This window comes from Streptomyces sp. NPDC048584 (genome assembly GCF_043199595.1).
Classification (GTDB): domain Bacteria; phylum Actinomycetota; class Actinomycetes; order Streptomycetales; family Streptomycetaceae; genus Streptomyces; species Streptomyces edwardsiae.
Window position 1 is genome coordinate 237,136 of sequence record NZ_JBICWF010000002.1, and the last position, 24,777, is coordinate 261,912.

A 24,777-nucleotide genomic window follows, 5' to 3' on the forward strand; every position below is an offset into this window, starting at 1 on the left:
GACGTACGAACGACGTACCTCAGTAGCGGCGGGTGATCAGGGCGCGCTTCACTTCCGCGATCGCCTTCGTCACCTCGATGCCACGGGGGCAGGCGTCGGTGCAGTTGAAGGTGGTGCGGCAGCGCCAGACGCCGTCCTTGTCGTTGAGGATCTCCAGGCGCTGTTCGCCGGCCTCGTCACGCGAGTCGAAGATGAAGCGGTGCGCGTTGACGATCGCGGCCGGGCCGAAGTACTGGCCGTCGTTCCAGAACACCGGGCACGAGGACGTGCACGCGGCGCACAGGATGCACTTGGTCGTGTCGTCGAAGCGCGCGCGGTCCTCGGCGGTCTGCAGGCGCTCGCGCGTCGGCTCGTTGGTCTCCTTCGTGATCAGGAAGGGCATCACGTCCCGGTACGCCTGGAAGAACGGCTCCATGTCCACGACCAGGTCCTTCAGGACCGTCAGGCCCTTGATGGCCTCGACCGTGATCGGCTTCTCGGGGTTGATGTCCTTGATCAGCGTCTTGCAGGCCAGACGGTTCTTGCCGTTGATCCGCATGGCGTCGGAGCCGCAGATGCCGTGGGCGCAGGAACGGCGGAAGGTGAGCGTGCCGTCCAGATCCCACTTGATCTTGTGCAGCGCGTCGAGAACGCGCTCCTTCGGGTCGATCTCCAGCTGGAAGTCTTCCCAGACCGCCTCGGCGGAGACCTCCGGGTTGAACCGGCGGATCCGCATGGTGACGGTGATGTACGGGGAGTCGGCGAAACCGGGCTCGGGGGAACCGGCCGCGTCCGCCTTGTCCAGAACAGGGGTAGCCATCAGTACTTACGCTCCATCGGCTGGTAGCGGGTCTGGACGACCGGCTTGTAGTCCAGGCGGACGGTCTCGGTGCCGTCGGCGCCGACCTCGCGGTACGCCATCGTGTGACGCATGAAGTTGACGTCGTCGCGGTTCGGGTAGTCCTCGCGGTAGTGACCGCCGCGGGACTCCTTGCGGGCCAGCGCCGAGACGGCCATGACCTCGGCCAGGTCGAGCAGGTTGCCCAGCTCGACGGCCTCGAGGAGGTCGGTGTTGAACCGCTTGCCCTTGTCCTGGATGGCGACGTTCTTGTAGCGCTCGCGCAGCTCGGCGATCTTCTCGACCGCCGTCTTGATCGTCTGCTCGGTGCGGAACACCATGACGTTGGCGTCCATGGTCTCCTGCAGCTCCCGGCGGATGGTGGCCACCCGCTCGGTGCCGGTGGAGGTCCGCAGCCGCTCGATCTGCTCGACGACCAGGGATTCCGGGTTCTCCGGCAGCTCGACGAAGTCGGCCTTCTGGGAGTACTCCGCCGCCGCGATACCGGCCCGCTTGCCGAACACGTTGATGTCCAGCAGCGAGTTGGTGCCCAGCCGGTTGGCGCCGTGCACGGAGACACAGGCGACCTCGCCGGCCGCGAACAGGCCCGGTACGACGGTGGTGTTGTCGATGAGCACCTCACCCTCGACGTTCGTCGGGATGCCGCCCATCGCGTAGTGCGCGGTGGGCTGGATCGGGATCGGGTCCGTGTACGGCTCGATACCGAGGTACGTCCGCGCGAACTCCGTGATGTCGGGCAGCTTGGCGTCCAGCTGCTCCGGCGGGAGGTGCGTGAGGTCCAGGTAGACGTGGTCGCCCTCGGGACCGCAGCCGCGGCCCTCCCGGATCTCCGTGTAGATGGAGCGGGAGACGACGTCACGGGACGCGAGGTCCTTCATGACCGGCGCGTACTTCTCCATGAAGCGCTCGCCGTCCTTGTTGCGCAGGATGCCGCCCTCACCGCGGGCGCCCTCCGTCAGCAGGATGCCCATGCGCCAGATGCCGGTCGGGTGGAACTGGAAGAACTCCATGTCCTCCAGCGGCAGCCCGCGCCGGTACACGGCCGCCTGGCCGTCACCCGTCAGCGTGTGCGCGTTCGACGTCACCTTGAAGAACTTGCCGGTGCCGCCGGACGCGTAGATCACGGACTTCGCCTGGAAGACGTGGATCTCACCGGTCGCCAGCTCGTACGCCACCACACCGGCGGACTTCTTGACGCCGTCGACCTCGGTGATCAGCTGGTCCAGGACGTAGAACTCGTTGAAGAACTCCACACCCTCCTTGACGCAGTTCTGGTACAGCGTCTGGAGGATCATGTGACCGGTGCGGTCGGCCGCGTAGCAGGACCGGCGGACCGGCGCCTCGCCGTGATTACGGCTGTGACCGCCGAAGCGGCGCTGGTCGATGGTGCCGTTCGGCGTCCGGTTGAACGGCAGGCCCATCTTCTCCAGGTCGAGGACCGAGTCGATGGCCTCCTTCGCCAGGATCTCGGCGGCGTCCTGGTCGACCAGGTAGTCACCGCCCTTGACCGTGTCGAAGGTGTGCCACTCCCAGTTGTCCTCCTCCACGTTGGCCAGCGCGGCGGCCATGCCGCCCTGCGCCGCGCCCGTGTGGGAACGCGTGGGGTAGAGCTTGGTCAGGACGGCGGTGCGGCTGCGCTTCGTCGACTCGATGGCCGCGCGCATGCCGGCGCCACCGGCGCCGACGATGACGGTGTCGTACTTGTGTACCTTCATGATTCTCGCAGCCCCGTGCCTAGCGGATGTTCGGGTCGAAGGTGAAGATCACCAGCGTGCCCAGCAGGATGGTGAACACCGTGGCGGTGTAGAGCAGGCCCTTGAGCCACAGCCGGGTGTTCGGGCGCTCCGCGTAGTCGTTGATGACCGTGCGCAGGCCGTTCGTGCCGTGCAGCATCGCCAGCCACAGCATCAGCAGGTCCCAGACCTGCCAGAACGGCGAGGCCCAGCGGCCCGCCACGAAGGCGAAGCCGATCTTGGAGACGCCGCCGTCGAGGACGAGCTGGATCAGCAGGTGGCCGATGACCAGTACGACCAGCACGACACCGGACAGGCGCATGAACAGCCACGCGGCCAGTTCGAAGTTGCCCCGGGTGGACTTCGGGGTCTTCTTCGTCCGCCGGCGCGGCGGCTCGATGACCGGTGCCGGGTTGTCGACGGAGTAGAGCGAGGCGCCCTCGACGGGGCCGATGCCCGAGGCGGTGGTTTCAGTCGTGGACATGGTCGTCAGCTCCCGAACACTTCACGAGCGGCGTGGCCGAGCACGGGGTAGATCGCCCCGAGCATGAGCACGACCCAGATGGCGACGACCGTCCAGAGCATCTGCTTCTGGTAGCGGGCGCCCTTGGCCCAGAAGTCGACGGCGATGACACGCAGGCCGTTGAGCGCGTGGAACAGGATGGCGGCGACGAGGCCGTACTCCAGCAGCGCGACGATCGGCGTCTTGTACGTGGCCACGACATCGTCGTAGGCCTCGGGGGACACTCGTACGAGCGAGGTGTCCAGCACGTGAACGAACAGGAAGAAGAAGATGAGGACGCCGGTGACTCGGTGAGCCACCCAGGACCACATTCCTTCCCGGCCGCGGTACAGCGTTCCAGCCGGCACGGAAGTTTCCTCCGGGAGCGGGGGTCGGGGCCGCGCCGGCTTTCCTTGTCGGTCGGGCCCGGCCGGGTACGGTCCACCGGCCCCCAGCATGTTAGCGACGGATGCCCGCGGTGCTTGCAGGGGGCCTGCCGGTGTGATCAAACTGGCACGCTTACGGGCTATCGGGGTGGCATCCGGGATGAATTGTCCGGTTGTGTGACGGGTGCGGCGTCGTGAGAGCCGGTCGCGCGGTGCCCCGCGCCCCTGAGGGGTGTGTCCTGTGCCCCCAAGAAGTTGAGCAGCCGCTCCTTCGCGAGGCGGCGGAGGTGGTCCGCCGACACCGCTCGTTCCTCGTCGGGATCGTTGGCCAAACGTGAGCGGATGCTTTCCAGGAAGCGGTCCAGGATCTCTTCCTCGGGGACGCCGTCCAGGGAGATCACGAAGACATGCCCGAAGGTGGTCTCGTACGCCGTGTGGGCCGCGGTGAGGGCCGTGTGGGCGGCGGAGTAGGTGTCCTCGGGGAGGGTGGGGCGGGGCTCGGCCGTCAGGGCCTCGGTGAGCTCCTTGGGGGAGAGGTCGTACGCCGCCTCGTCGGAGGCCGCGAACAGGGACGGCAGATCCGGGTAGGGGCGGTGGCCGGACAGGCGCAGGGCCCAGCGCGGGCTGCGCAGACAGGCCAGGAGGAGGCGCTCGGCGTCCTCGGCCGGACCGGTGTTGAAGCGCTCCAGCGCGGACGGCGTCCCGGGCGTGCCGCGGGACTGTCCGGGTATGGCGACTCGGCCGGGGAGGTCTGGGAGACGGTGCGCAGGCAGCGTGGGTCCTCGTGGGCGTCGCGTGTGTGTCGGTGGAAGATGCTGTGACAGTTCTGACGTCACGTTATCGAGTGAGTCCGAGACGTGTCCGATCGGTACCCCGAATTCACCCGGTCGGCAGAGTTTGAGAACGGCTCGATGACGCCCTTCACTCGTTCGGGTCGTACGTTGGCCGGGTGAGTCACCACAGGCAGCACAGGCAGCACCGGCGGCGCTCCGTGAGGGAGGCGGTGAGGCGGCGACGGGTGCTGATCGGGGCGGTCACCGCGGGCACCCTGGTGGCCGCGGCCGGCGTGGGCCTCGGGCTCTGGGTCACCTCGGGCGACGACGGCGCGTCCGGCGGTTCCGACGAGGCCGCCGGTACGGCGGGCCGGAGCCCGAGTCCGAGCCCCACCCGCGCCTACCCGCTGTCCAAGGCGCCGCGCACCATACCCGCCGTACGCGAGCACAGCGCCGAGCGCGGGCCGGGGTGGCGGCCCGCGAAGGACCACCGGGTGGTGGTGGACGATCCCGCGCTGGCCGACGAGGGGCGGCTGACCGCCGGCGAACTGGGGATGACGTACGCGGGGGAGCGGGACGACGAGCGGGCCGGGGATCTGCGGCTGGAGCTGAACCGGGACGCGGGCGTGAACCCGGAGTCCTACACGATGACCGTGCGGGACGGCCGGGTGACCGTGGCCGCCCCCACCGACGCGGGCGTGTTCTACGGCACCCGCACGCTCAAGCAGGAGGTGAAGGCGGACGGCACCGCCCCCGAGGGCGTGGTGCGCGACGAGCCGGCCAAGCAGCGGCGCGGGCTGATGGTGGACATCGCGCGCAAGCACTACACCGCCGACTGGATCGAGGACCGCATCCGTGAGCTCGGTGATCTGAAGTTCAACGAGCTCGGTCTGCACTTCTCCGACGACCAGGGCTTCCGCGTCGAGTCCGGCTCGCACCCGGAGATCGTGTCCGACGACCACCTCACCAAGGCGCAGGTGAGGAAGATCGTCGCACTCGCGGAGAGCCGGCACATCACCGTCGTCCCCGAGATCGACTCGCCCGGACACCTGGGCGCGGTCATCGCCGCACACCCCGGTCTGCAGCTGCGCGACGTGAACGGCGCGGCGGTGCGCGGCGCGGTCGACATCGCGAACCCCGAGTCCGCCGAGATCGTCGACGACCTGCTGAAGGAGTACGCCGGGCTGTTCCCCGGCGGGCAGTGGCACCTCGGCGCGGACGAGTACCAGGCACTGGTGGTGTCCGACCCCGAGGCGTCGTTCCCGGGGCTGGCCGCCGCCGCGCGGAGGAGGTACGGCGCCGGCGCGACCGTGGAGGACCTCACCACCGGCTGGCTGAACGACCGGGCCGCCACCGTCCGCGCCCTCGACCGTACGCCCCGCGCCTGGAACGACGGCTTCTTCCGCGGCGGCTCCGTGCAGGCCGCGAAGGACATCCAGGTCGCCTACTGGACCGGCAAGGAGATCGGCGCGCGGCAGCCGGCGGAGTATCTGCGCGAGGGCCGCAAGGTCATCAACTACAACGACGAGTTCCTCTACTACGTGCTCGGCGAGCCGCTGACCTTCGTCTACCCGACCGGTGAGCGGATATACGAGCAGTGGACGCCGCTGGTGCTGCGCGGCACCACCCCCGTCCCGGAGCGCTACGACGGCCAGATACTCGGCGGATCCTTCGCCATCTGGGGCGACATCCCCCGGGCGCAGACCCAGGAACAGATCGCGGCCGGGATACGGCTGCCGCTGGCGGCGACCGTCCAGAAGCTCTGGGATCCGCGTGAACCGGCGCTGTCGTGGGCGGAGTTCAAGGTCCTGGCGGACGAACTGGACTGACCGCCCCGGTTGGGGTGAGAGCGGGGCGTGCTCTGGGCCGAGGTGCCGGCCGTCGCCCCCGACCCGATGGCCGAAAACCTCCGCTCCCGGCTGCCTGGCCGGCTCGGCCGGTGCCGCTGTGACACTCCGGGTGAATCGCACGCAGTAAGGGGAGATGCGGGCTCCGTGAGAAACGGGGCACGTGAGGGCCTCGACGGGGGCCCGCGAACCATCCCTTGGGGAGGCGTGGATGAGCCTGGTGGAACTGATCGCACGGGCCGACGAGCGCGGGCTGGCCGCGAGCGGGCTGGCTTGTTTGGATCGGTGCGTGCCCTTGCTGGGCGGTGACGACGAGGTGCTGCGGCCGCTGTGGGCGAGCCTTGCGGAGGGCGCGGCGGCCGGTGAGTGGGCGGAGCGGCTGGAGCAGACGCGGGGGAAGCTGGACGCGGTGGGGGAAGGTGAGGACGAGGCTGTGGGGCTTGCTCACGGGATGCTTGCCGCCGCGCCGGGCGAGTGGTCCGCTGCCGCGTTGCGGGGGTGGGCCGACGACTGTTCCGTCGCCGCGCTGCGGGTGCATCGGCTGTTGGACGGGGGTGGTGACGGCTCCGGTCTTGTCGATGTCCGCGGTGAGGTCGTCACCGAGGGGCTTTCGCCGTTGCTCGCCGCTGAGTTGCGGCGCCAAGTGGCGGTGCTGGAGCTGCTGGTCGCCCATGGGGCGGGGGGTCTGCGCGGGGCGCTGGAGGTTTCCACGGAGGGACGGCGGGTGTTGCGCGCGGCCGTGTCGCGGCGCAGCCGCAGGGATGGGTGAGGGGCCGGTGTGATGTCGCCCTCCCCCACTCTCGGCTTCGCCCGAGCGGGGGACCCCCATCGCCCCAGCGGCACGAATGGCCGCGGCTGCCGGGGTGGGTGATGGAACGGTCTGGGTTTGCGCTTAGCTGGGTGTGACGAGTGCGACGAGTGTGACCACACAGCAGGGGTCCAGGCCGTCCGCCGCGGCCAAGCCGGCCCGCTGGGCCGCGGACGCGGTGGCGGCGATGCGGGAGGGGGCGCGACTGCGGCTCGACTACTCGGCGCGCAGTCTGTGGAGCGTCGACCGGACCATCGGGGAGATACGCCGGGAGGCGGCCCCGTACGCCGCCGTGGAACTGGTGCTGCGCGGCTTCGGGGCCTACGCCGGTGAGGTGATCGTGCGTCAGACGGGCGGCGAGTGGTCGGCGTACGGCGGTGGCCACTGGGTCCGCACGCCCGACGGCCGCCTCTGGGACCCCATCGACGAGGCCCGCCGCTGCTACACGGGCGACGGCTCCCTGCGCCTGCTGTGCCGGGACGCGTCGGACGCGGGTCCCCGCCCCTAGGGGGTGTCGTTCGGATCAGGCCGGGTCCAGGCAACGGCGCCCTGCTGTCGACCCGAGCGGGGTCTGGTGCGTGCGGCGGAGGAGGGCGTCAACGCGGAGCGTCGGCAACCACCTGACGCCGCGCGGCCCGTCCTTCGGGCGGGCCGGGAATGTGACGACAGGACCCGGGCCGGGGCCCGCACACCGTGCGGGCCCCGGCCGTCGTCGTCACCGTGTCACGGGGTCAGCGTGTTCCCCAGCCGGAGGTCCGCCGCCAGGCCGAACGAGCCCCTGCCGTAGAACACCGTGTCGCCGTACCCGAGTCCCGAGCCGTTGCTCGGGAGGTAGAGGACCGCGCCGTCCCACGTGTCCTCGCCGTCCGCGCCGAACGTCAGGTCCGCGCGGCCGTAGCCGGACAGGTCCGTCAGGGACACCGCGGAACCGAACCGGTCACCGGACTCCGTGGCGCCGGGGATGCCGGAGGTGTCCTGGGACACGAACACCGCGCCGGAACCGGTGAGGCCCGAGGAGGTCCCCCGGACCAGGATCGCGCTGCCCGCGTCCTTGCGGTTGACGCCGGCGCGGCTGAGGTCCTCGCCGGGGGCGCCGGCCAGGACGTCCGCGTAGCCGTCGCCGTTGTAGTCGCCGACGGACACCGACGCGCCGAGGTCGTCACCGGACTCGTTGCCGCCCGGGACCCCGGTGGTGTCCTGGTGGACCGTCTTCATGCCGGTGGTGGTGAACCCGGACGACGTGCCCAGCAGCATGGTGATCCGCCCGCCCGACGTCGTACCGCCGGACTCCGCGGCCGCCGGCTGGCCGATGACGATGTCGTCGTAGCCGTCGCCGTTGATGTCGCCCGCGGCGAGGGCGCGCCCGCCCTTGACGGAGATGACGCCCGCCTTGGTGAGGCCGGACGCGGAGCCCGCGAACCGGACGACACGGCTGATGCCGCCGGTGTCACGGTAGTTGAGGGCGATGTCCGCGTAGCCGTCCCGGTTGAAGTCGCCGCTCGTGGCGTCCAGGTGGGCGAGGGCCCCCGTGGCGGAGGTGAGCGTGCCGGATCTGGTGGCGCCGCCGGTGTGGCGGGCGTTCCAGTTGCCGCCGTTGCCGGAGCCGGCGGCGAACACGTCCGCCTTGCCGTCGCCGTCGAAGTCACCGACGGCGACCGTAGTGCCGAGCTTCGCGCCCGTCTCGGTGACGCCCGACGTGGTGTAGCCGAAACCGGTGTTCAGCCCGGGGCCGTACATCACCACGACCGAGCCGCGGTCGCGGTGACCGCTGGTGTCGTCCTCGCCGGGGACGCCGATCGCGAGGTCGGCGTGGCCGTCGCCGTTGACGTCGCCCCAGGCGGTGGAGGTGCCGAAGGCGTCCCCCGACTCGTCGTTGCCGGAGACGCCGGGGCTGCTCTGCATGAGCGTCCTGCGGGCGCCGGAGGCCGGACCGCCGGTTGTGCCCGGGAGTACGGAGACGCTGCCCGCGCCGCTCTTCACCCGTGGGGTGCCCACGGCCAGGTCGGCGAGTCCGTCCCGGTTGAAGTCCGAGGTGGCGAGGGCGTGCGAGATGCCCGGGGCCTTGGCGAGCGCGGCGATCCTGGACAGCTTCGGGTACAGGTTCTTGCCGGGGCAGGCGGTGTTGTTGGTGTCCCGGTGTCCGAAGACCCGCGGGAGGGTGACCGACTCCCCCTTGTCGATCTTGTTGCCGGTGACCCCGGCCTCCGTGCCGGAGGTCAGCGTGACCTTGCCGGCCGGGTCGATGCCGTACATGCCGAACTTCCAGGCGACGACCCGGGCGATCGAGTCCAGGGCGGCCCGGCTCGGCTGCGCGCTCTCGAAGTTGCCGATGTAGGAGATGCCGAGCGTGTCGGTGTTGAAGCCGACGTCGTGGGCGCCGGTCACCGGCAGGTCCATGCCGCCGCTGCGGCCCTCGAAGATCTGCCCGCAGCGGTCGACGACGAAGTTGTAGCCGATGTCGTAGTAGCCGCGCGCGAAGTGCTCCTGCTGGATGGAACGCATCCGGGCCCGCGAGTCGGCGCACGAGACGCCGTTGTCGCCGTCGACGCCGGTGTGGTGGACGACGGCGGCCTTGATCCCGGTGCCGTAGGCCGGCGTGCCGTCGTAGTCCGTGGAGGCGCCCCACTCGGCCTGCGTGATGACCGGCGGCTTCACGACCGTCGAGGGGCGGGGCTCGGGGACGGTCGGGGACGGCTCGGGGGAGGCGGTGCCGGTGGCCGTCTCCGACGGGGTGCCGGTGGGCTCCGCGGGCGTGGTCGTGACCGTCTCCGTGGGCTCCACCGAGGGGGTCTGCGCCGGGTCCGTGGTCGCCGGGTCCGTGGTCGCCGGGTCCGTCGTCGTCGGGTCCGTGGTCTCCTCCGCGAACGCGGCCGGTTCCATGGCGGCGACCGTCGGCGCGCCCTCGGGGTCGGTGCCCGGGTCGAGGAGCTTGACGTCCATACCGGCCGGCTGGCCGCCGACCTGGGTGCCGGCGGCGTTCACCACGCGCACCTCGACACCGTCGGAGTCGTCGGTCCACACCGACGCCGTACCGCCGCGGGCCGCCGCGCGTTCGCCCTCCGCGCCGTCGGCCTGGCTCGGCTCGTCCGCCAGCCGCTGCCAGCCGGACCACTCGCCGGTCTCCAGGTCCCGGGTGCGCACCTCGGGCGTGCCCTTGGCGTCCGCCTCCGGGTTGTCCCAGGTCACCAGTACCGCGCTGAATCGTTTCGTCGACTGCCGGTCGAGACCGCGGCGGCCCGCGCCCCGGTTCTCCAGCTCCAGCGTGTGCATGCTCGGCTTCCGGGCCTTCGCCTCGGCGGGCGGCTCGGACGACGGTCCGGCGACCGCGTACGTGGCGACCCCCGCGCCGCCGACCACGACGGCTCCGATGGTCAGCCAGGCTCGCCGTCTCAGGCTGAGCGGCCTGTACGCATGGGTCCTTCGAGGACTCACTACCCCACCCCTTGGAATGCAACATGGACACCACCTGTCACACAGGTGGCACTCATCCAGCGCCGTGCGGGCACCGAACGTCACACATGGCCCCGGCCGTCCCCCGCGCCGTACGAGGCCTGTGACGAGCTGTGACACTTTCGTGGCGGCGGACGCTGATGACCGTGGGGGTGCGGGCGCGTGTGGGACGGGCTCGTACCAGGCGACACGGGCGCGCTGCGCGCCCGGTACGGACGAGGACGGTTCTTGGGCCACGGAGGGGAATCCCGCCGCGTAAAGGCGTACGACGGGGAACTGGGCGCGGCCGTCGCGCGGGCCCAGGAGGGGGACGAGGCCGCCTTCGCCGTGGCCTACCGGTTCGTACAGCCGGGCCTGCTCGCCTATGTGCGCGGGCTGGTCGGGGACGACGCCGAGGACGTCATGTCGGACGCCTGGCTGGAGATCGCCCGCGATCTGGGGAGGTTCAAGGGCGACGGGGCGGGTTTCAGGGGCTGGACGGCGACCATAGCGAGGCACCGGGCGCTGGACCATCTGCGCCGGCAGCGGGTACGGCCCCGGCCGTCGGCGCTGGAACAGGACGTACTGGACCTGCCCGGACCGCAGAGCACCTACGACCAGGCGATGGAGTCCCTGTCCACCGAGTACGCCCTCGAACTGGTCGGCGGGCTGCCGCGGGACCAGGCGGAGGCCGTGCTGCTGCGGGTGGTCGTCGGCCTCGACGGGCCCGCCGCCGCCCGCGTCCTCGGCAAGCGGCCGGGTGCCGTACGGACGGCCGCGTACCGGGGGCTGAAGCGTCTCGCGCGGCAGCTCGGCGCCGACGGTGTGACGGATGAGGCCTCGCGGACGCTGGGTGAGTCGACATGAACATCGGCCGGGACGGCGGACACGGCGGGCGGCGCGACGGCGTCCGGCCCGGCCCTGCGGCGCCCGGCGGTCCACGACGGCCCCCCAAGGCCGCCGGCTGAACAGGCCGGACATGCGGAACGTATCCGTCGGTCCGGGCGGTACCGCCCCCGACGGCCGGCCGGCCGGCCCGTGCGTGCGGGCGGGCGGACCCCGCGGGTATCCGGTGGAACGAGCAGGAACGGGAACGGACATGGGTGAACGGCAGAACGACGGCGGGCCCGCCGGCCGTCGGCGTGCGCACCCCGAGGGCACGCCGTCCGGCCGCCGGGGTCCGGGTGCCGCCACCGCCGGGCCGGACCTGGAGGCTCTGCTCGCCGCCGCGCTGATACGCGAGGGTGTGGACGCCGGGGCCGAGCAGCGGGCCGTCGCCGCGTTCCTGGCCGCCCGCGAGGCGGGGGCGCACGGCACGCGCACCCGGCGCCGGGACGACTGGCGGACCCGGGGCGGGCGGCTCGGCCGCCGCTCGCTGAAGGCCACGCTGTCCGTGCTGATCGCCGGTCTCACACTGAGCGGTGTCGCGGTCGCGGGCATCGGCGTGGTGGGCGGCCCGTCCCCGGACGGACCGGCGAGGGACGCCGGCGGCACCCGGACCCCGTCATCCGGTACGGCCACCCCGTCGGCCGGCGGCTCCGCGGCCCCGGAGACCGGCTCCGGCCGCCCCGGCCGTCCCGCTACCGCCAAGGACACCGAGGCCCACTGCCGGGCCTACGACCGGGTTCGGGGCCGGGGCAAGGCGCTGGACTCGACGGCCTGGAAGCGGCTCGTCGAGGCGGCGGGCGGGGCGGCGAACGTCGGCGCCTACTGCGCCGAGCGGCTGGAAGCGGACGCGCCGTCGGGGCAGCCGGGGAACGAGGGCAACGGCCGGTCCGGGCGGAACGGAAACGGCCCCACCGGCGACCCGGGCGACAACACCACGGGCAACGAGGGCATTTCGGGCAACCAGGGCAACGGCCGGGCCGGCGCCACCGGGAACCCCGGTAAGCCGGAGAAGCCCGGAAACCCGGGCGCCGACCGCCCCTGAGCCCGGTGTCGTACGGGACCGCTGGGGCTCGATGCCGGTTTTGAGACCAAGGTTATTCATTTCCGGCCGAAAGGCTTTCGGTACTTTCCGAATGTAGCCACCACTGATCGAGGATGAACTCGGAAGCAGCATGCCCGATTCATCGCGTGGTGGTGCCGAGCACTCCGCTCACGTTCAGGACCTCATGGCACTCGGACGCCTGACGACCGGTGGCCGGGGTACCGGGCTTCGCGCAGGTCACGCTGATGGTCACCGTGTCGTTCTCGGGGATCTCGATGGGAGTGACCCAGTGGTAGTCCTGGTTGCGGAACGTCTCCAGCGCGATCGTGGTGATCTTGCGGTCGCCGAAGCTGATCGTCAGTACGCCCTCGTCGCCCTGGAAGTTGGCGACGACGATGTCGGTGACGCCGAAGACGCTGTCCGCGGGCACCTTGTAGGTGCCGGCCTCGGTCCTGCCCGTGCCCGTCTTCAGGTCGATCGTCTCCGAGTGCTGCGCGCCACCGGCCGCCGTGCCGCCCCCGGCCGAGGAGGCGCTGCCGTCGCCGCCCGTGCCGGGCGCCGCCGCCCCCGACTCCTGGCCGCCGCCCCCGGGCCGGCTGTCGGCCCCGGTGCCCGGGGCCCCTCCGCCGGCCTCCTGCTCACCGGCCGGTGTCGGCCGGGGCCGGACCGCCTCGGTGGCCGCCTCCTCGGCGGCGCTGCGCACCGCCGGACGGACCAGTGTGAACCAGGCGAGCAGCAGCGCGAGCAGCGCGGCGAGCAGGATCAGCAGCCACTTCGGGAAGATCGGGATCTGGACGAACTCCGCGTCCAGCGACGGCTGCACGACGGGATCGCCGGCGCGCGTCTCCGCCGTCTCCTCCTGCTCGACGGCCTCCGTGGTGTCCATGGTGAACGGCCACACCACGGGGTTGCCGAACCACACGGGCTTGGCGGTACGGACCCGCAGCCGGACCTCCGCCGACTCGCCGGGCTCCAGCTTCGGCTGCGCCGGGTCGAAGGCGAACGCCAGCTCCTCGCCCGCCTGTCCGGGGGTGAAGCGCACCCGCACCGGGGTGTTGCCCTGGTTGCGTACGGCCAGCAGATAGCGGCCGCGCAGCCAGCCGCGCCGGCGGCGCGGGGACAGCTCGGTCCGCAGTTCGTGGAACTCCCCGACGTGCACGGTGGTTTCGAGGACCCGTACGGCGTCGGGGTGCTCGTTCGGCAGGACCCGTACCCCGAGGGGCATCTCGCCGGCCCGGATCTCCGGGGAACGCGGCGGCTCCAGCCGGAGCGTCACCGTCTCGGAGGTGCCGGGATACAGGGAGACGCGCGCCGGTTCCACCGTGGTCCACGCGGCGCAGTCCCCGACCACCTTCAGGTCGTAGGCCTCGACGATGTCGCTGTCGTTGCGCACGGTCAGGGTGGTGGTGGCGATGTCGCCCGGAGTCACCGTCACGGCCGGGATGTCGAGGCCGGGCGCACCGGGACCGGAAGAGGCTGCGGAAGGCGTCACGCCCTCACCGTAGGAGCCCGCCCGGGAGTACGGCGAGGAACGCGAGGGCAATGTGCGGGCAGTGACAGTGCCCGGACAGCCGGAGCCAACTCACTTGTAACGGCGGCCGCTTGATGTGGCGAGCCGCCTCCCGCGCACCACCCCGCCTGTGATCACCTCACGTTCTCCCCTCACCTCCCACCGACTCGTACGAAGCAGGTAGCCGTGTTCCGCGCCGAAGAGATCCGACCAGAACTGTCCGACACCTCACCGCCCGGCCCCGTCCGGGCGGGCTGGATCCACCGCACCCCACCCGACGGGCCCCCGTCCCGGGTGACCCTGGCCGTCTACGCCGCCGACCCGGTGCTGCGGGTGGGCGTCGTCCAGCAGTTACGGCACCGACCCGAGGTCGACCTGGTCGACGCCGACGACATGGGCTCGGCCCGGGTGTCCCTGGTGGTAGCCGACACCGTCGACGACGACGTGGCCGCCCTGCTGGGCCGGCTGCGGCACAACAGCGCCACCCGCACCGGCCTGGTGATCGGCACCCTCGGGGCCGGCGGGCTGCAGCGTGTCATCGAGTGCGGGGTCGCCGCGGTGCTGCGCCGTGCCGAGGCCGATCAGGACCAGCTGCTGCGCCTGGTCCTGGCCACCGGCAACGGCGAGGGCATGCTCCCCGGCGATCTGCTGGGCGAACTCCTCAACCACGTCGGCAGCCTGCGGCGGTCCGCACTCGACCCCGGGGCGCTGTCCCTGTCCACCCTCACCACGCGCGAGGCGGACATGCTGCGCCTGGTGTCGGAGGGCCTGGACACGGCGGAGATAGCCCGCAAGACCTCGTACTCCGAACGCACCGTAAAGAACGTCCTGCACGAGGTCATCACCCGGCTGCAACTGCGCAACCGGGCCCACGCCGTGGGCTACGCGCTGCGCAACGGGCTGATCTGAGGGACCGGCCGGGCGCCCCCGCCGACGACGCCGGGGAACCCGCGCTGCCCGAAAGCACACCCCGTGCTTCCCCCGGGTGCGGCCCCGCCGCCCTGCCGCCGTGCGCGCGGCCGGTGCACGGTGGGCGAGGGCACATCCAGCTGCCGCACCAGACCGTGAAGGGGACCCGATGGAATCCGCTGGCTCCGGCGGGCGGTACCGCCTGGGGAGACTCGGCATGTCGCTGCTGCTGTTCCTCCCGCTGCTCGGGGTGACGGCGGCGGCCGGTCCGGGCAATGCCGAACCGGGGGACACGGACGCGGCGGACGCCGCGCAGACCCGGATCACCTACGCCGGCACCGGACACCGCAGTCTCGGCGGCGTCGCCTCCACCACCTCCAGCCCCGCCCTGTTCGGCGAGGGCCCGACCCACTACGACACGCAGCCGTCCGCCGTCGAGGACCAGCTGGTCTTCGCCTCCCGGCGGGACGAGAGGAACCCGCAGATCTATCTGCGCGCCGCCGACGGCACCGTACGGCGGCTGACCACCGGCATGGACGCCGCGCACCCCCAACTGACGCCCGACGGAGAGTCCGTGATCTTCGACGCGGGTGAGGGGGCGCAGCGCGACCTGTGGCAGGTGTCCACCGACGGCGGCGCTCCGACCCGGCTCACCGACACCCCGGCCGACGAGACCGACCCGGCGGTCTCCCCCGACGGGGAGCGCATCGCGTACGCGTCCGACGGTGACCCGGTCGCCGGGCGGCAGATCTACGTACGAGACCTGGACGGCGGTACCGCCACCCGGCTCACCGGCTCCGCGGGCGGTACGGCCTCCGAGCCGGCGTGGAACCCGGTCGACGACGACGTCAACCGGGACTGGATCGCCTACACCGTCACCACGACCGAGGACGGGCGGTCCGTGTCCCGGCTGCGGATCACGAACGGTGCCGCCGACGAGCCGCTTTTCGCGGGCGTGGCGGCCGACTGGCGTGCCCACGGGGCGGCGTGGCTGCCCGACGGGGACGGGCTGGTGTTCCTCAGTCCCGAGATCACCTGTGAGTGCGAGGGCGACTGGGACCATGTGTTCCGGTCCACCGCCCACTCGGACCAGGTTCCCTCGCTGGTGCTCGACGAGGACCGGGACGTCCTCTCGCCCACCTGGCTCGGCGCCGTCGACGGCGGCCGGGCGGTCGTCGAGCGCACCTCCGCGGCCGGCCCGCACGTGGCGACGCTCCAGGACATCCGGGCGGACGGCTCCGACCCCCGCGACCTCGGGCCGACGATCCTGACCGAGGACCCCGCGGCCGACACCAACACGGACCCCGCCAAGGACCCCCTGTTCCAGCCGGGCCCCGGCTACGACCCCTGGACCGAGCGGCAGAACTACACGCCCGACGGCCGCCGGATCGTCGTCACCCGCTTCGAGGGTGAGGCCGGACAGCGGAGCCAGCGGATCTGGACGGTCGACGCCGACGGCTCCAAGGCGGCACCCATGGAACTCGAGGGCCGCGCCGCCACCGACTGGGACACCGACCCGACGTTCTCCCCGGACGGCACCCGCCTCGCCTTCACCCGTGTCTCGCCGGGCGCCGTCGGCGGGGCGGGACGCATCCTCGTCGCGGACGTCGCCGACGGCGCGATCACCGGCGAGATCGTCCCGCCGGCCGGAGAACTCACCGGCCGGGACGCCCAGCCCACCTGGTCCTCCGACGGCGCCACCCTGGCCTTCACCCGCGCCGAGGAGATCGACGGGAGCGGCGGCAACAAGCACGTGTGGACCGTGCCGGTGGACGACCTGACCGAGCAGAACGACCTGAGCGAGACCAACTGCCCCGGCGACTGCGAGGTCATCGACGACAGCCCCGCCTTCTCCCCGGACGGCCGCGGTGTCGCCTTCAACCGAAAGAACGGCGCCGGCCGGGTCGACGAGCGGAACGGCATCCTGCTCACCTCCCCGACCGGCGACACCTGCCGGGTCCTCCTGCCGGCCGCCGCCCGCGGTGTGCCCGGCGCCTGTGACCGGGAACTGCCGGACACCACCGTCACCGGACCGCACCAGCCCCGCGACGCCGCCTGGACCGCCGACGGCAAGGGGCTCGTGTTCAGCTCCCGCGCCGAGGCCGCCGGCAACAGCCCCGAGAAGCTGAGCCTCCTCGACATCGCCTCCGGTGACCTCACCCCGCTCACCGCCGGCCTCGCGGGACGGCAGAAGGAACCCTCCGTCCAGCAGTCCGTGGACCTCGCCGTCCGGGCGCCCGGAAGCACGCCGCGGGTCACCGTCGGCGACACCGTCACGGTCACCGTCGACGTGGTCGACAACGGCCCCGCCGCCTCCCCCGGCACCCGGCTCACCATCGCCCCGCCGCCCGGCGTGCGGATCACCCGGATCACCCCGCCCGAAGGCACCTGCGACGCCGAGTCCCTGGAGTGCGACCTCGGCGTGGTGGAGCCCGGCGCCACCGTCCCGGTACAGGTCACGCTCACCGGCCTCGTCCCCGGCGACGCACCGGTCGACTGGTCGGTCACCGGTACGGTCATCGACCCGCAGCCCAGCGACAACGCGGGCCGGACCGTGGTGCCGGTCGTCGAGGCGACCCCGACGCCCTCGCCCACCCCGACCCCCACCCCGACCCCGACTCCCACGCCGCCCGCGCCCCCCGCCCCGACTCCCACGCCCACCGTGCCCCCGGAGCCGGCGGCACCCGAGGCCGGTCCCGGGGTACGGGTCACCGCCCAGCCGAACCCCGGCTATGTCGGCGGCCGGGTCGTGGTCACGTACACCGTCCGCAACGGCCGCAACGCCCTCGCCACCGGACTGCGGCTGCGCATCGGCCTGCCCGCCGGAATTCCCCGCGGCGGGACGCCGGCCGGCTGCGACCGCGACCTCGAGTGCGCGCTGCCCGACCTCACACCGGGCGCCAGCACCGTCGTACGGGTCGTGCTCAGGCCCGCCAAGGCGCTGGCCGGGCAGGTCACCGGCCGCCTCACCACCACCGGCACGGACGCCGACCGGAGCGACAACACCGCCCGGCAGCGGCTGCGCATCCTCCAGCCGCGCATCGTCGCCGTGCCGGAGATCGGCAAGCCCGGCTTCGTCACCTCCGTACGCGGCAAGGACTTCCCGCCGGCGGTGCCGGTGCGGTTCAAGTGGAAGCCGGGGACCACCGCGGCCGCCGCGCCGACCGTCCCGCTCGCGGACGGCACGTTCATCGGCCAGCTGCTCATCCTCGCCAAGGACCAGACCGGACCCCGCGTCATCACCGCGAGCGGCCCAGGATTCTCCCCGGTGAAGACCGACTTCCTGGTCGTCAACGGCAGTGTGCAGCCGCCGGACGAGGTGACCCGCCGGTGATCCACGAGGTCGACGAGGGGCTGCGCAGGCTGCTCGCCGAAAGCGGCCTGGAGGCGTCGGGCGTCGACGTCGTCTTCGACGCCCCCACCCGCGACTGGGCGGCCCGGCGCAGCGCCCCGACCGTCTGCGTCTTCCTCTACGACATCCGGGAGGACGCCCTGCGGCGCGGCGCCGGCGCAGGGGAGGTGTACGACGAGGACGGGCACGTCGTCGCCCGGCGCTCCCCGCCGCGCTGGTTCCAGCTGACGTACCTCGTCACGGCGTGGGCGAGCCGCCCGCAGGACGAACACCGGCTGCTGTCGCAGGTGCTCGGCACCCTGGTGGCGTACGACGTGCTGCCCCCGGCGCTGCTCACCGGCTCGCTCGGCGAACTCGGCCTGACCGTCGGCCTGGACGCCGCCGGGACCGGCATGGACGCGCCGGCCGCCGCCGACGTGTGGTCGGCCCTCGGCGGAGAGCTGAAGGCGTCCCTCGGAGTGCGGGTGCGGGCGCCCCTCGCCGGGGTGACCCGGGTCGCCGCACCGCCGGTCACCGAGGGTCTCGTCGTCCGCACCGCCGCCGCCCGCGAGGGCGAACAGGCGGGCTCCGGGCGCCGGTTGCGGTACACCGAGGTCGGCGACCCCGGTGCGGACGGCTTCACCGGCCCGCGTGAACGCCCGCCGGCCCCGGCCCGGCGCCGCCGCAAGGGAGACCGCCAGCCGTGACACACACCGAGGAGTCCGCGCTCTGGACGAGGCTCGGGGCGGTCGAGCGGCGGGTGCGGGAGGCCGTGGCCGTGCGGCGGGACGCCGACCCGGACCCGGACGACCCCTACCGCGGCCAGTACCTCACCCCGGAGGCGGCGGCGCGGATCCTCGACGAGCCGGGCGGCCTCGGCGTACCCGCGCCGGAGCCCTGGCAGCCGCCGGACGGCTCCGAACTCAGCACGCTCGCACAGCGGTTCGGGCTGACACCGCTCGATCTGGATCTGCTGCTCGTCGCCCTGGCGCCCGACCTGGACGCCCGGTTCGAGCGGCTCTACGGCTACCTGAACGACGACCTGACCCGGCGCCGGCCCACCGTCGGGCTCGCACTGGAACTGTGCGGGATCGGCGGCGCGTCGCCCGCCCGGTTCCGGCTCGCCCCGGGGGCACCCCTGATCGCGGGCGGTCTGCTGGAGATCACCGAACCGGAACGGCCCCCGCTGTCGCGCGTGCTGACGGTCCCCGACCGGGTGACCGCCCACCTCCTGGGCGACCCGACGCCCGACGCCCGGCTCACCGGAGTGCTCGGCGAGGTCCTGGAGGACCCCACCGCCGAGCCGGTGGAGGTCCGCCGGGCGGCCGCGGCGGCCGGTCTCGTCCATCTGCGCAGCCGGGGCGGCGACGCGGAGGGGCTGGCCGTCGCGGCCCTGCGCGCGGCGGGCCGGGGCCCGCTGGTCCTGGACCCGGCGGCGCTCACCCGCCGCCCGTCCGACATACCGGCACTGGCCCGCGTCCTCGCCCTCGAGGCCCGCCTGACCGGCGCGGGCGTGGTGCTCGGACCGCTGGCGGCACTGCCCGGCGAACCCGGCGAACGCTCCCGCACGCTCCGGAGCCTCTGCACCGAACTCCGGGGCATCCCCCTCTACACCCACGACACAACCCCCTGGGACCCCACCTGGGCCCCCGTCACCCCCGTCACCCTCACCGTCCCGCCCCCCGCGCCGGAGCGCCGGGCAGCCCGGTGGCACCATGCGCTCACCAGGGCCGCGAAGGCGGCCGGGACCTCACACCGGCCCGCCGACGAGGCCGGGTCACCGAGCCCGGCGACCGCCGGCACACCGGGGCTGCCCGGGACCGTCGGTTCCGCCGAGGGCTCGTACCGGCCCGGCGCCGAGGCCGAGCCGTCGGGCCCGGCGGCCACCGTCATACGCGGGACGCGTCGGCCCGTCGATCCCCTCGGTGACGTCGAGGCGCTCGCTCGAGCCGTCGGCGCGCATCGGCTGGACGCCGGGCAACTGCGGCGGGCCGCCGACGTGGCGGTGCGCACGGCCGCGCTCGACGGGCGCCCCGTCGGACCGGACGATCTGCGGGTCGCCGTACGCGCCCAGAACGGCGCGGGCCTCGACCGGCTCGCCCGGCGGGTGGAACCGGGGGTCGGCTGGGACGACCTCGTGCTGCCGCCCACCACCCACCGGCGGCTGCGGGAGCTCGCGCTGCGCGCCCGCCACCGTGAGCAGGTTCTCGGACAGTGGGGGATGCGGCCCGGCGGCGGCCGGGGGCGCGGCGTCATCGCGCTGTTCGCCGGCGAGTCCGGCACCGGCAAGACCATGTCCGCCGAGGTCGTCGCCGCGGACCTCGGCATGGACCTGTACGTCGTCGACCTGTCCACGGTCGTCGACAAGTACGTCGGGGAGACCGAGAAGAACCTGGAGCGCATCTTCACCGAGGCCTCCGCGGTCAACGCGGTGCTGCTCTTCGACGAGGCCGACGCGATCTTCGGCAAGCGCTCGGAGGTGAAGGACGCCCACGACCGGCACGCCAACATCGAGTCGGCGTATCTGCTCCAGCGCATGGAGTCGTTCGACGGGATCGCCGTACTGACCACCAACCTGCGCGCCAACCTGGACGAGGCGTTCACCCGCCGTCTGGACGTCGTCGCGGACTTCCCCATGCCGGACGCCGGCCGGCGGCTCGCCCTGTGGGACCGGTGCCTGGGCGACCGGCTGCCCCGCTCCGACGACCTCGACCTCGCCTTCTGCGCGGACCGCTTCGAACTCGCCGGCGGCTCCATCCGCGCCTGCGCGGTCACCGCGGCCTACTTCGCTGCCGAGTCCGGCAAACCGCTCACCATGCGGCAGACGGTGACCGCGATCGCCCAGGAGTACCGCAAGCTCGGACGGCTGGTCCTGGAAAGCGAGTTCGGCCCGTACACGGCGGAGGCGGCCGGGGTGTGAGGCGACCGGTCCGGGGTCAGGACCTGACCCGCATCGTGGCGTTGGAGAGATCCACGGTGCCCGGCAGCATGGCCTGCGGACGCAGCAGGTCCTTGAGGAGGAACCTCATCAGTTCCTGGCCGGACATGTTCTTCAGCCGCTCCGCCAGCGCGGGGTTGACGTCCTCCACGCGCATGATCTCCAGCACCGCGCGGTCCACCAGGCCGGGAATGATGTCCCTGCCCCTGAGCGTGTTGGAGCGGAGCCGCTCCTTGTACTCCTTCTTCTGCTCGCCGGAGCCGTAGGTCATCGTGCTGTGCTCGTCCGCGGCGGCCTGGGCCATGGAGAAGAGGATCTGGCTCGCCCGGATCGGGTCCTGTTCCAGGCTGCGCCGCTCCCCGAACTTGTCGTAGTCCATCGCCCCCTTGGCGGCTCCGAGGTCGAAGCTCCGTACCGGGAGCGCGAAGTCGGCGGGCATCTTCTCCGGGCGGGTGGCCAGCTCGCTCTTGGTGACCGCGGGCTCGGCGGGCCTGGCGTTGATCGTCGGATACTCCCGCTGGGCGAAGTCGCTGAGCATCAGCCAGCCCTGGGACTCCAGGGGCGAGTCCACGAGCGGGATCTCGAAGCGGACCTTTCCGAACCGGGTGTCGCGGAACTCGCTGCCGGGCGCCTCCAGGAAGAAGAAGACGAAGCCCTCGTTCGCGAGTACGTGGGTGTCGTAGCCCTCGGAGTTGTTGGGCGCCTCCGGGTCCGCCTTCAGCAGCTCCGTCTTCGACTTGATGTGGCCCGCCTGCTTCAGCTGCTCCGCGCGCTCCTCGTCCTTGGTGTAGTGGACCAGCACGCTCTGCCGCAGCGCGGCACCCAGCGCCCGTTCGACACCGGCCACCCAGTCCTGGCGCCCACGGGTCGTGATCTCGTTGGCCATACCGGCCCGGTTCAGCTCGGACAGCTCGCGGAAGTAGCTCGGCCCGCTCATGGCGAACGCCACGGCGCTGTCGGCCCAGGCCTCCTCGTTCCAGAGCATGCCGTTCGCGGTCATCGCCTCGAAGGGGGCGCGGGCCTCCGCGGGGAAGTCGGCGTCCCGGCCGATCTGTTCGGTGACCCGGTCGTTCTCGGCCTTCAGGGCCGTGCGGGCCGCGGTCAGGAAGGTCCTGGCGGACGCGGTCTCCCGTTCGGGCCTGCCTTCCAGGTTCTCCTCGGCGCCGCTGACCGCCAGCAGCAGGCCGACCACCTGCTGCGCGCAGTACATGGGGTCCCGCTTGGGATCACGGTCGTACTCCGCGATGGCCTGGCGGATGTCCGCCAGCTCCCGGGACTCCTGGGCGGGGGCGCGCGAGAAGGCCTTGAGGAAGGACGACAGCGACGTGCCGCCGGCCCCGGCGGCCGGCAACCGGCCCGAGAGTTCCTCCGTGCCCTTGCGCTGGATCACCGCCGCGCCGCGGGCCGCGGGCGCCGCCGTGTCGGCCTCGGCCCGCTGCACGGGCGCGGGGCCCGCCATCACGCGGTGCGCGTTCGCCTCCGCCTCCCGTTCGAAGCGGTCGGCGGGGTCGCTGATGCGCAGGCCGTCGCCGTGGTCCGTGCCCGCGACCGGACCCTGCCGTTGCTGCACGACATGGGTGAGTTCATGGGCCAGGGTGTGTTTGTCGCCGCCGCCGTCGCCGAGGACGACATGGCTGCCGGAGGTGTAGGCACGGGCGCCGATGGCGCTGGCCGAGCGGGCGGCAACGGGGCCGGTGTGCAGCCGTACGGCGGAGAAGTCGGCCCGGAAGCGGGCCTCCATCTCCTGGCGTACCGCTCCGGCGAGCGGGGTGCCGCCCGACTTCAGGACCTCGTCCACCCCGGTCTCCCCCTGCTCGGGGGCGGCCGCGGGACGGACCCGGCGGGCGATCATACGGGTCACGGCCGCGTTGCCCGCCTCGCGCTGGGCGGCGCGCAGCGCGCCGGCGGTGAGCGGCGGCGGCACGGCGGCGCTCCCGGAGGCCTCCCGCAGGGCGGGGGACCGGTCCTCGCGCCCCTTCTGCCGGGTTCCGGCCCGCACGGTACGCGGCTTGGGCGTCTGCACCACGTGCCTCCTCGTCCGTACACCTCCGCGGCTGCTCCAGCAGACCGCGCGGACGGCCGCCGCGTCCAGAGCCGCGCGGGCAGCGCGCGGGCAGCACCGGGCGACGGCGGGGCTGTCCGGCCGCCCGGAAAGGCAGCGGTCTTGCCCCTGTTCAGGGTCGCGCGTCCCTCCCGCCCCCTCGGGGGCGCCGCGCAGACTCGGCCTGGACACAGGTGACCGCAAGGACGTTAAGGAGCGAGCATGCCGACGTACCTCACCCCGGGCGTGTACGTGGAGGAGGTGCAGTCCGGTGCCCGGCCGATCGAAGGGGTCGGCACGGCCGTCGCCGCGTTCGTCGGCTTCGCCGAGAAGGGCCCGTTCCACGCGCCGACGCTGGTCACCAGCTGGGACCAGTACTCCCAGCTGTTCGGTGGCTTCACCGAGGGCACCTACCTGGCCCACGCGGTCTACGGCTACTTCTCCAACGGCGGCGGCGCCGCGTACGTGGTGCGCATCGGCGGGTCCGCCGAGGACACCTCCGCCCCGGCGGCCGGCAGCGGCAACGGCAGGCAGCGCGGGGGCGACAGGGCCGTACAGCCCGTGGAACTCGGCGGCTTCCTGATCGCGGCCAAGCCCGGTGTCACCGGGGTGTCGGTGGAGGTCGCCGACGCGGACGGCGAGAACCCGCCCGAGGACCGCTTCAAGGTCCTCGTCCGGCGCGGCGAGCAGGTCGTGGAGACGTACGAGGCCTCCACCCGCAAGAACGTCAAGGGCTACCTGGTCACCCAGGCCCGCGCCTCCGAACTGATCGAGGTCACCGAGCAGCGCGGCGCCGGCACCGCCAAGCCCGCCGCGGGCACGGTGGCGGTCCCCGACGCCCCGGCCGCCCCGGCCGCGACCGCGGCCCGCCTCGATCCCTCCGAGTACGTCGGCGACGCCGGCGCCCGCACCGGGTTCGGCGGGCTCGAGACCATCGACGAGATCACCATGGTCGCGGTGCCGGACCTCATGGGCGCCTACCAGCGCGGTGACATCGACGCCGAGGGCGTACGCACCGTGCAGCTCGCCGTCATCTCGCACTGCGAGCAGATGGGCGACCGGGTGGCCGTGCTCGACTCCCCGCCCGGCCTGTCCGCCCAGCAGGTGCGCACCTGGCGCAACGACGAGGCCGGCTACGACTCCCGCTACGCCACCCTGTACTACCCGTGGGTGCGGGTCTTCGACCCGGCCCTCGGCCGTAACACCACCGTCCCGCCGAGCGGCCACGTCGCCGGTGTGTGGGCCCGCAGCGACGCCGAACGCGGTGTGCACAAGGCCCCCGCCAACGAGGTCATCCGCGGCGCGGTCGACCTGGAACTGCGGCTCAGCAAGGGCGAGCAGGACCTCCTCAACCCCATCGGCGTGAACTGCGTCCGCGCCTTCCCCGGCCGCGGCATCCGCATCTGGGGCGCCCGCACCCTCTCCTCCGACCCGGCCTGGCGCTACCTCAACGTGCGCCGCCTGTTCAACTACCTGGAGGAGTCCATCCTGCTCGGCACCCAGTGGGTGGTGTTCGAGCCGAACGACGACCGCCTGTGGTCGAGCATCCGCCGCAACGTCACCGCGTTCCTCCAGGAGGAATGGCGCCGGGGCGCCCTGTTCGGCCGCACCGCCGACGAGGCGTTCTACGTGAAGTGCGACCGCGACAACAACCCGCAGGAGTCCATCGACCAGGGCCGGGTCGTCTGCGAGATCGGCGTCGCGCCGGTCAAGCCCGCGGAGTTCGTGGTGTTCCGGCTGGCCCAGTTCTCCGACACCACCAGCCTCATCGACGAGTGACCCGCGGGTCCGCAAGGGAAGGT

The 24,777-nt window shown here is 72.7% G+C and carries 18 protein-coding genes; 10 read left to right on the top strand and 8 right to left on the bottom strand.

Translation table 11 applies throughout. The annotated features are described in order from the left end of the window. Positions 1-19: 19 nt before the first annotated feature. The 5 genes from ACGFR9_RS05335 to ACGFR9_RS05355 form a co-directional block, all read right to left on the bottom strand. Positions 20-799, bottom strand: a complete 780-nt coding sequence (locus ACGFR9_RS05335) for a succinate dehydrogenase iron-sulfur subunit (protein ID WP_393203128.1) — start codon at positions 797-799, stop codon at positions 20-22. Further along, positions 799-2,553 (bottom strand): succinate dehydrogenase flavoprotein subunit, encoded by a 1,755-nt coding sequence (gene sdhA, locus ACGFR9_RS05340; protein ID WP_393203130.1) that lies wholly within the window; start codon positions 2,551-2,553, stop codon positions 799-801. The genes ACGFR9_RS05335 and sdhA overlap by 1 nt, the downstream gene beginning before the upstream one ends. Positions 2,554-2,572: 19 nt before the next feature. Next, complete coding sequence (locus ACGFR9_RS05345) at positions 2,573-3,055, bottom strand: succinate dehydrogenase hydrophobic membrane anchor subunit (protein ID WP_393203132.1); 483 nt, start codon at positions 3,053-3,055, stop codon at positions 2,573-2,575. A gap of 5 nt (positions 3,056-3,060) precedes the next feature. After that, positions 3,061-3,441 (bottom strand): succinate dehydrogenase, cytochrome b556 subunit, encoded by a 381-nt coding sequence (gene sdhC / locus ACGFR9_RS05350; protein WP_078621622.1) that lies wholly within the window; start codon positions 3,439-3,441, stop codon positions 3,061-3,063. 158 nt (positions 3,442-3,599) lie between these two features. Then, the gene (locus ACGFR9_RS05355; RefSeq protein WP_393203991.1) at positions 3,600-4,232 is read right to left on the bottom strand and encodes a 2-oxo-4-hydroxy-4-carboxy-5-ureidoimidazoline decarboxylase; all 633 of its coding nucleotides are present in this window, start codon (positions 4,230-4,232) and stop codon (positions 3,600-3,602) included. Positions 4,233-4,462: 230 nt separating this feature from the next. On the opposite strand from ACGFR9_RS05355, the gene ACGFR9_RS05360 reads away from it, so the two are divergent. From ACGFR9_RS05360 to ACGFR9_RS05370, 3 genes are all read left to right on the top strand, one after another. Then, complete coding sequence (locus tag ACGFR9_RS05360) at positions 4,463-6,061, top strand: glycoside hydrolase family 20 protein (RefSeq protein ID WP_393203135.1); 1,599 nt, start codon at positions 4,463-4,465, stop codon at positions 6,059-6,061. Between the two features lie 229 nt (positions 6,062-6,290). Further along, positions 6,291-6,848: a hypothetical protein gene (locus ACGFR9_RS05365; RefSeq protein ID WP_393203137.1), complete on the top strand. Its 558-nt coding sequence runs from the start codon at positions 6,291-6,293 to the stop codon at positions 6,846-6,848. Between the two features lie 151 nt (positions 6,849-6,999). Continuing rightward, positions 7,000-7,395, top strand: coding sequence for a hypothetical protein (locus tag ACGFR9_RS05370; RefSeq protein ID WP_393203139.1), 396 nt, complete (start codon positions 7,000-7,002; stop codon positions 7,393-7,395). A gap of 215 nt (positions 7,396-7,610) precedes the next feature. Here the strand turns inward: ACGFR9_RS05370 and ACGFR9_RS05375 are convergent, their stop codons facing one another. After that, entirely contained in the window at positions 7,611-10,319 is a 2,709-nt protein-coding gene (locus ACGFR9_RS05375) for an FG-GAP-like repeat-containing protein (RefSeq protein WP_393203141.1), read from the bottom strand. Between the two features lie 246 nt (positions 10,320-10,565). Between ACGFR9_RS05375 and ACGFR9_RS05380 the strand changes: the two genes are divergently transcribed. Further along, entirely contained in the window at positions 10,566-11,183 is a 618-nt protein-coding gene (locus ACGFR9_RS05380) for an RNA polymerase sigma factor (RefSeq protein WP_393203143.1), read from the top strand. 232 nt (positions 11,184-11,415) lie between these two features. Next, the gene (locus ACGFR9_RS05385) at positions 11,416-12,246 is read left to right on the top strand and encodes a hypothetical protein (protein ID WP_393203145.1); all 831 of its coding nucleotides are present in this window, start codon (positions 11,416-11,418) and stop codon (positions 12,244-12,246) included. Between the two features lie 139 nt (positions 12,247-12,385). On the opposite strand, the gene ACGFR9_RS05390 is transcribed toward ACGFR9_RS05385, so the two are convergent. Continuing rightward, positions 12,386-13,738 carry a hydrolytic protein gene (locus ACGFR9_RS05390; RefSeq protein WP_393203147.1) on the bottom strand — a complete coding sequence of 451 codons (1,353 nt, stop codon included), beginning with the start codon at positions 13,736-13,738 and terminating at the stop codon, positions 12,386-12,388. Positions 13,739-13,942: 204 nt separating this feature from the next. Between ACGFR9_RS05390 and ACGFR9_RS05395 the strand changes: the two genes are divergently transcribed. The 4 genes from ACGFR9_RS05395 (at position 13,943) to ACGFR9_RS05410 (ending at position 20,916) form a co-directional block, all read left to right on the top strand. Next, a complete protein-coding gene (locus ACGFR9_RS05395; RefSeq protein WP_393203149.1) occupies positions 13,943-14,665 on the top strand; it encodes a LuxR C-terminal-related transcriptional regulator in 723 nt (240 codons plus the stop codon). A gap of 169 nt (positions 14,666-14,834) precedes the next feature. Next, entirely contained in the window at positions 14,835-17,999 is a 3,165-nt protein-coding gene (locus tag ACGFR9_RS05400; RefSeq protein ID WP_393203151.1) for a hypothetical protein, read from the top strand. Next, positions 17,996-18,703 carry a DUF4255 domain-containing protein gene (locus ACGFR9_RS05405; protein WP_393203153.1) on the top strand — a complete coding sequence of 236 codons (708 nt, stop codon included), beginning with the start codon at positions 17,996-17,998 and terminating at the stop codon, positions 18,701-18,703. The genes ACGFR9_RS05400 and ACGFR9_RS05405 overlap by 4 nt, the downstream gene beginning before the upstream one ends. Further along, positions 18,700-20,916, top strand: coding sequence for an ATP-binding protein (locus tag ACGFR9_RS05410; protein WP_393203155.1), 2,217 nt, complete (start codon positions 18,700-18,702; stop codon positions 20,914-20,916). The genes ACGFR9_RS05405 and ACGFR9_RS05410 overlap by 4 nt, the downstream gene beginning before the upstream one ends. Before the next feature lie 16 nt (positions 20,917-20,932). On the opposite strand, the gene ACGFR9_RS05415 is transcribed toward ACGFR9_RS05410, so the two are convergent. Continuing rightward, positions 20,933-22,957 carry a DUF4157 domain-containing protein gene (locus ACGFR9_RS05415; protein WP_393203157.1) on the bottom strand — a complete coding sequence of 675 codons (2,025 nt, stop codon included), beginning with the start codon at positions 22,955-22,957 and terminating at the stop codon, positions 20,933-20,935. A gap of 240 nt (positions 22,958-23,197) precedes the next feature. On the opposite strand from ACGFR9_RS05415, the gene ACGFR9_RS05420 reads away from it, so the two are divergent. Further along, positions 23,198-24,754 (top strand): phage tail sheath family protein, encoded by a 1,557-nt coding sequence (locus ACGFR9_RS05420; protein WP_393203159.1) that lies wholly within the window; start codon positions 23,198-23,200, stop codon positions 24,752-24,754. Positions 24,755-24,777: the final 23 nt, after the last annotated feature.

Bases quoted from the DNA above. Each gene is read 5' to 3' on its own strand.
- ACGFR9_RS05335 (WP_393203128.1), bottom strand. From the start codon at position 799: ATGGCTACCCCTGTTCTGGACAAGGCGGACGCGGCCGGTTCCCCCGAG.
- sdhA (WP_393203130.1), bottom strand. From the start codon at position 2,553: ATGAAGGTACACAAGTACGACACCGTCATCGTCGGCGCCGGTGGCGCC.
- ACGFR9_RS05345 (WP_393203132.1), bottom strand. From the start codon at position 3,055: ATGTCCACGACTGAAACCACCGCCTCGGGCATCGGCCCCGTCGAGGGC.
- ACGFR9_RS05365 (WP_393203137.1), top strand. From the start codon at position 6,291: ATGAGCCTGGTGGAACTGATCGCACGGGCCGACGAGCGCGGGCTGGCC.
- ACGFR9_RS05385 (WP_393203145.1), top strand. From the start codon at position 11,416: ATGGGTGAACGGCAGAACGACGGCGGGCCCGCCGGCCGTCGGCGTGCG.
- ACGFR9_RS05400 (WP_393203151.1), top strand. From the start codon at position 14,835: ATGGAATCCGCTGGCTCCGGCGGGCGGTACCGCCTGGGGAGACTCGGC.
- ACGFR9_RS05420 (WP_393203159.1), top strand. From the start codon at position 23,198: ATGCCGACGTACCTCACCCCGGGCGTGTACGTGGAGGAGGTGCAGTCC.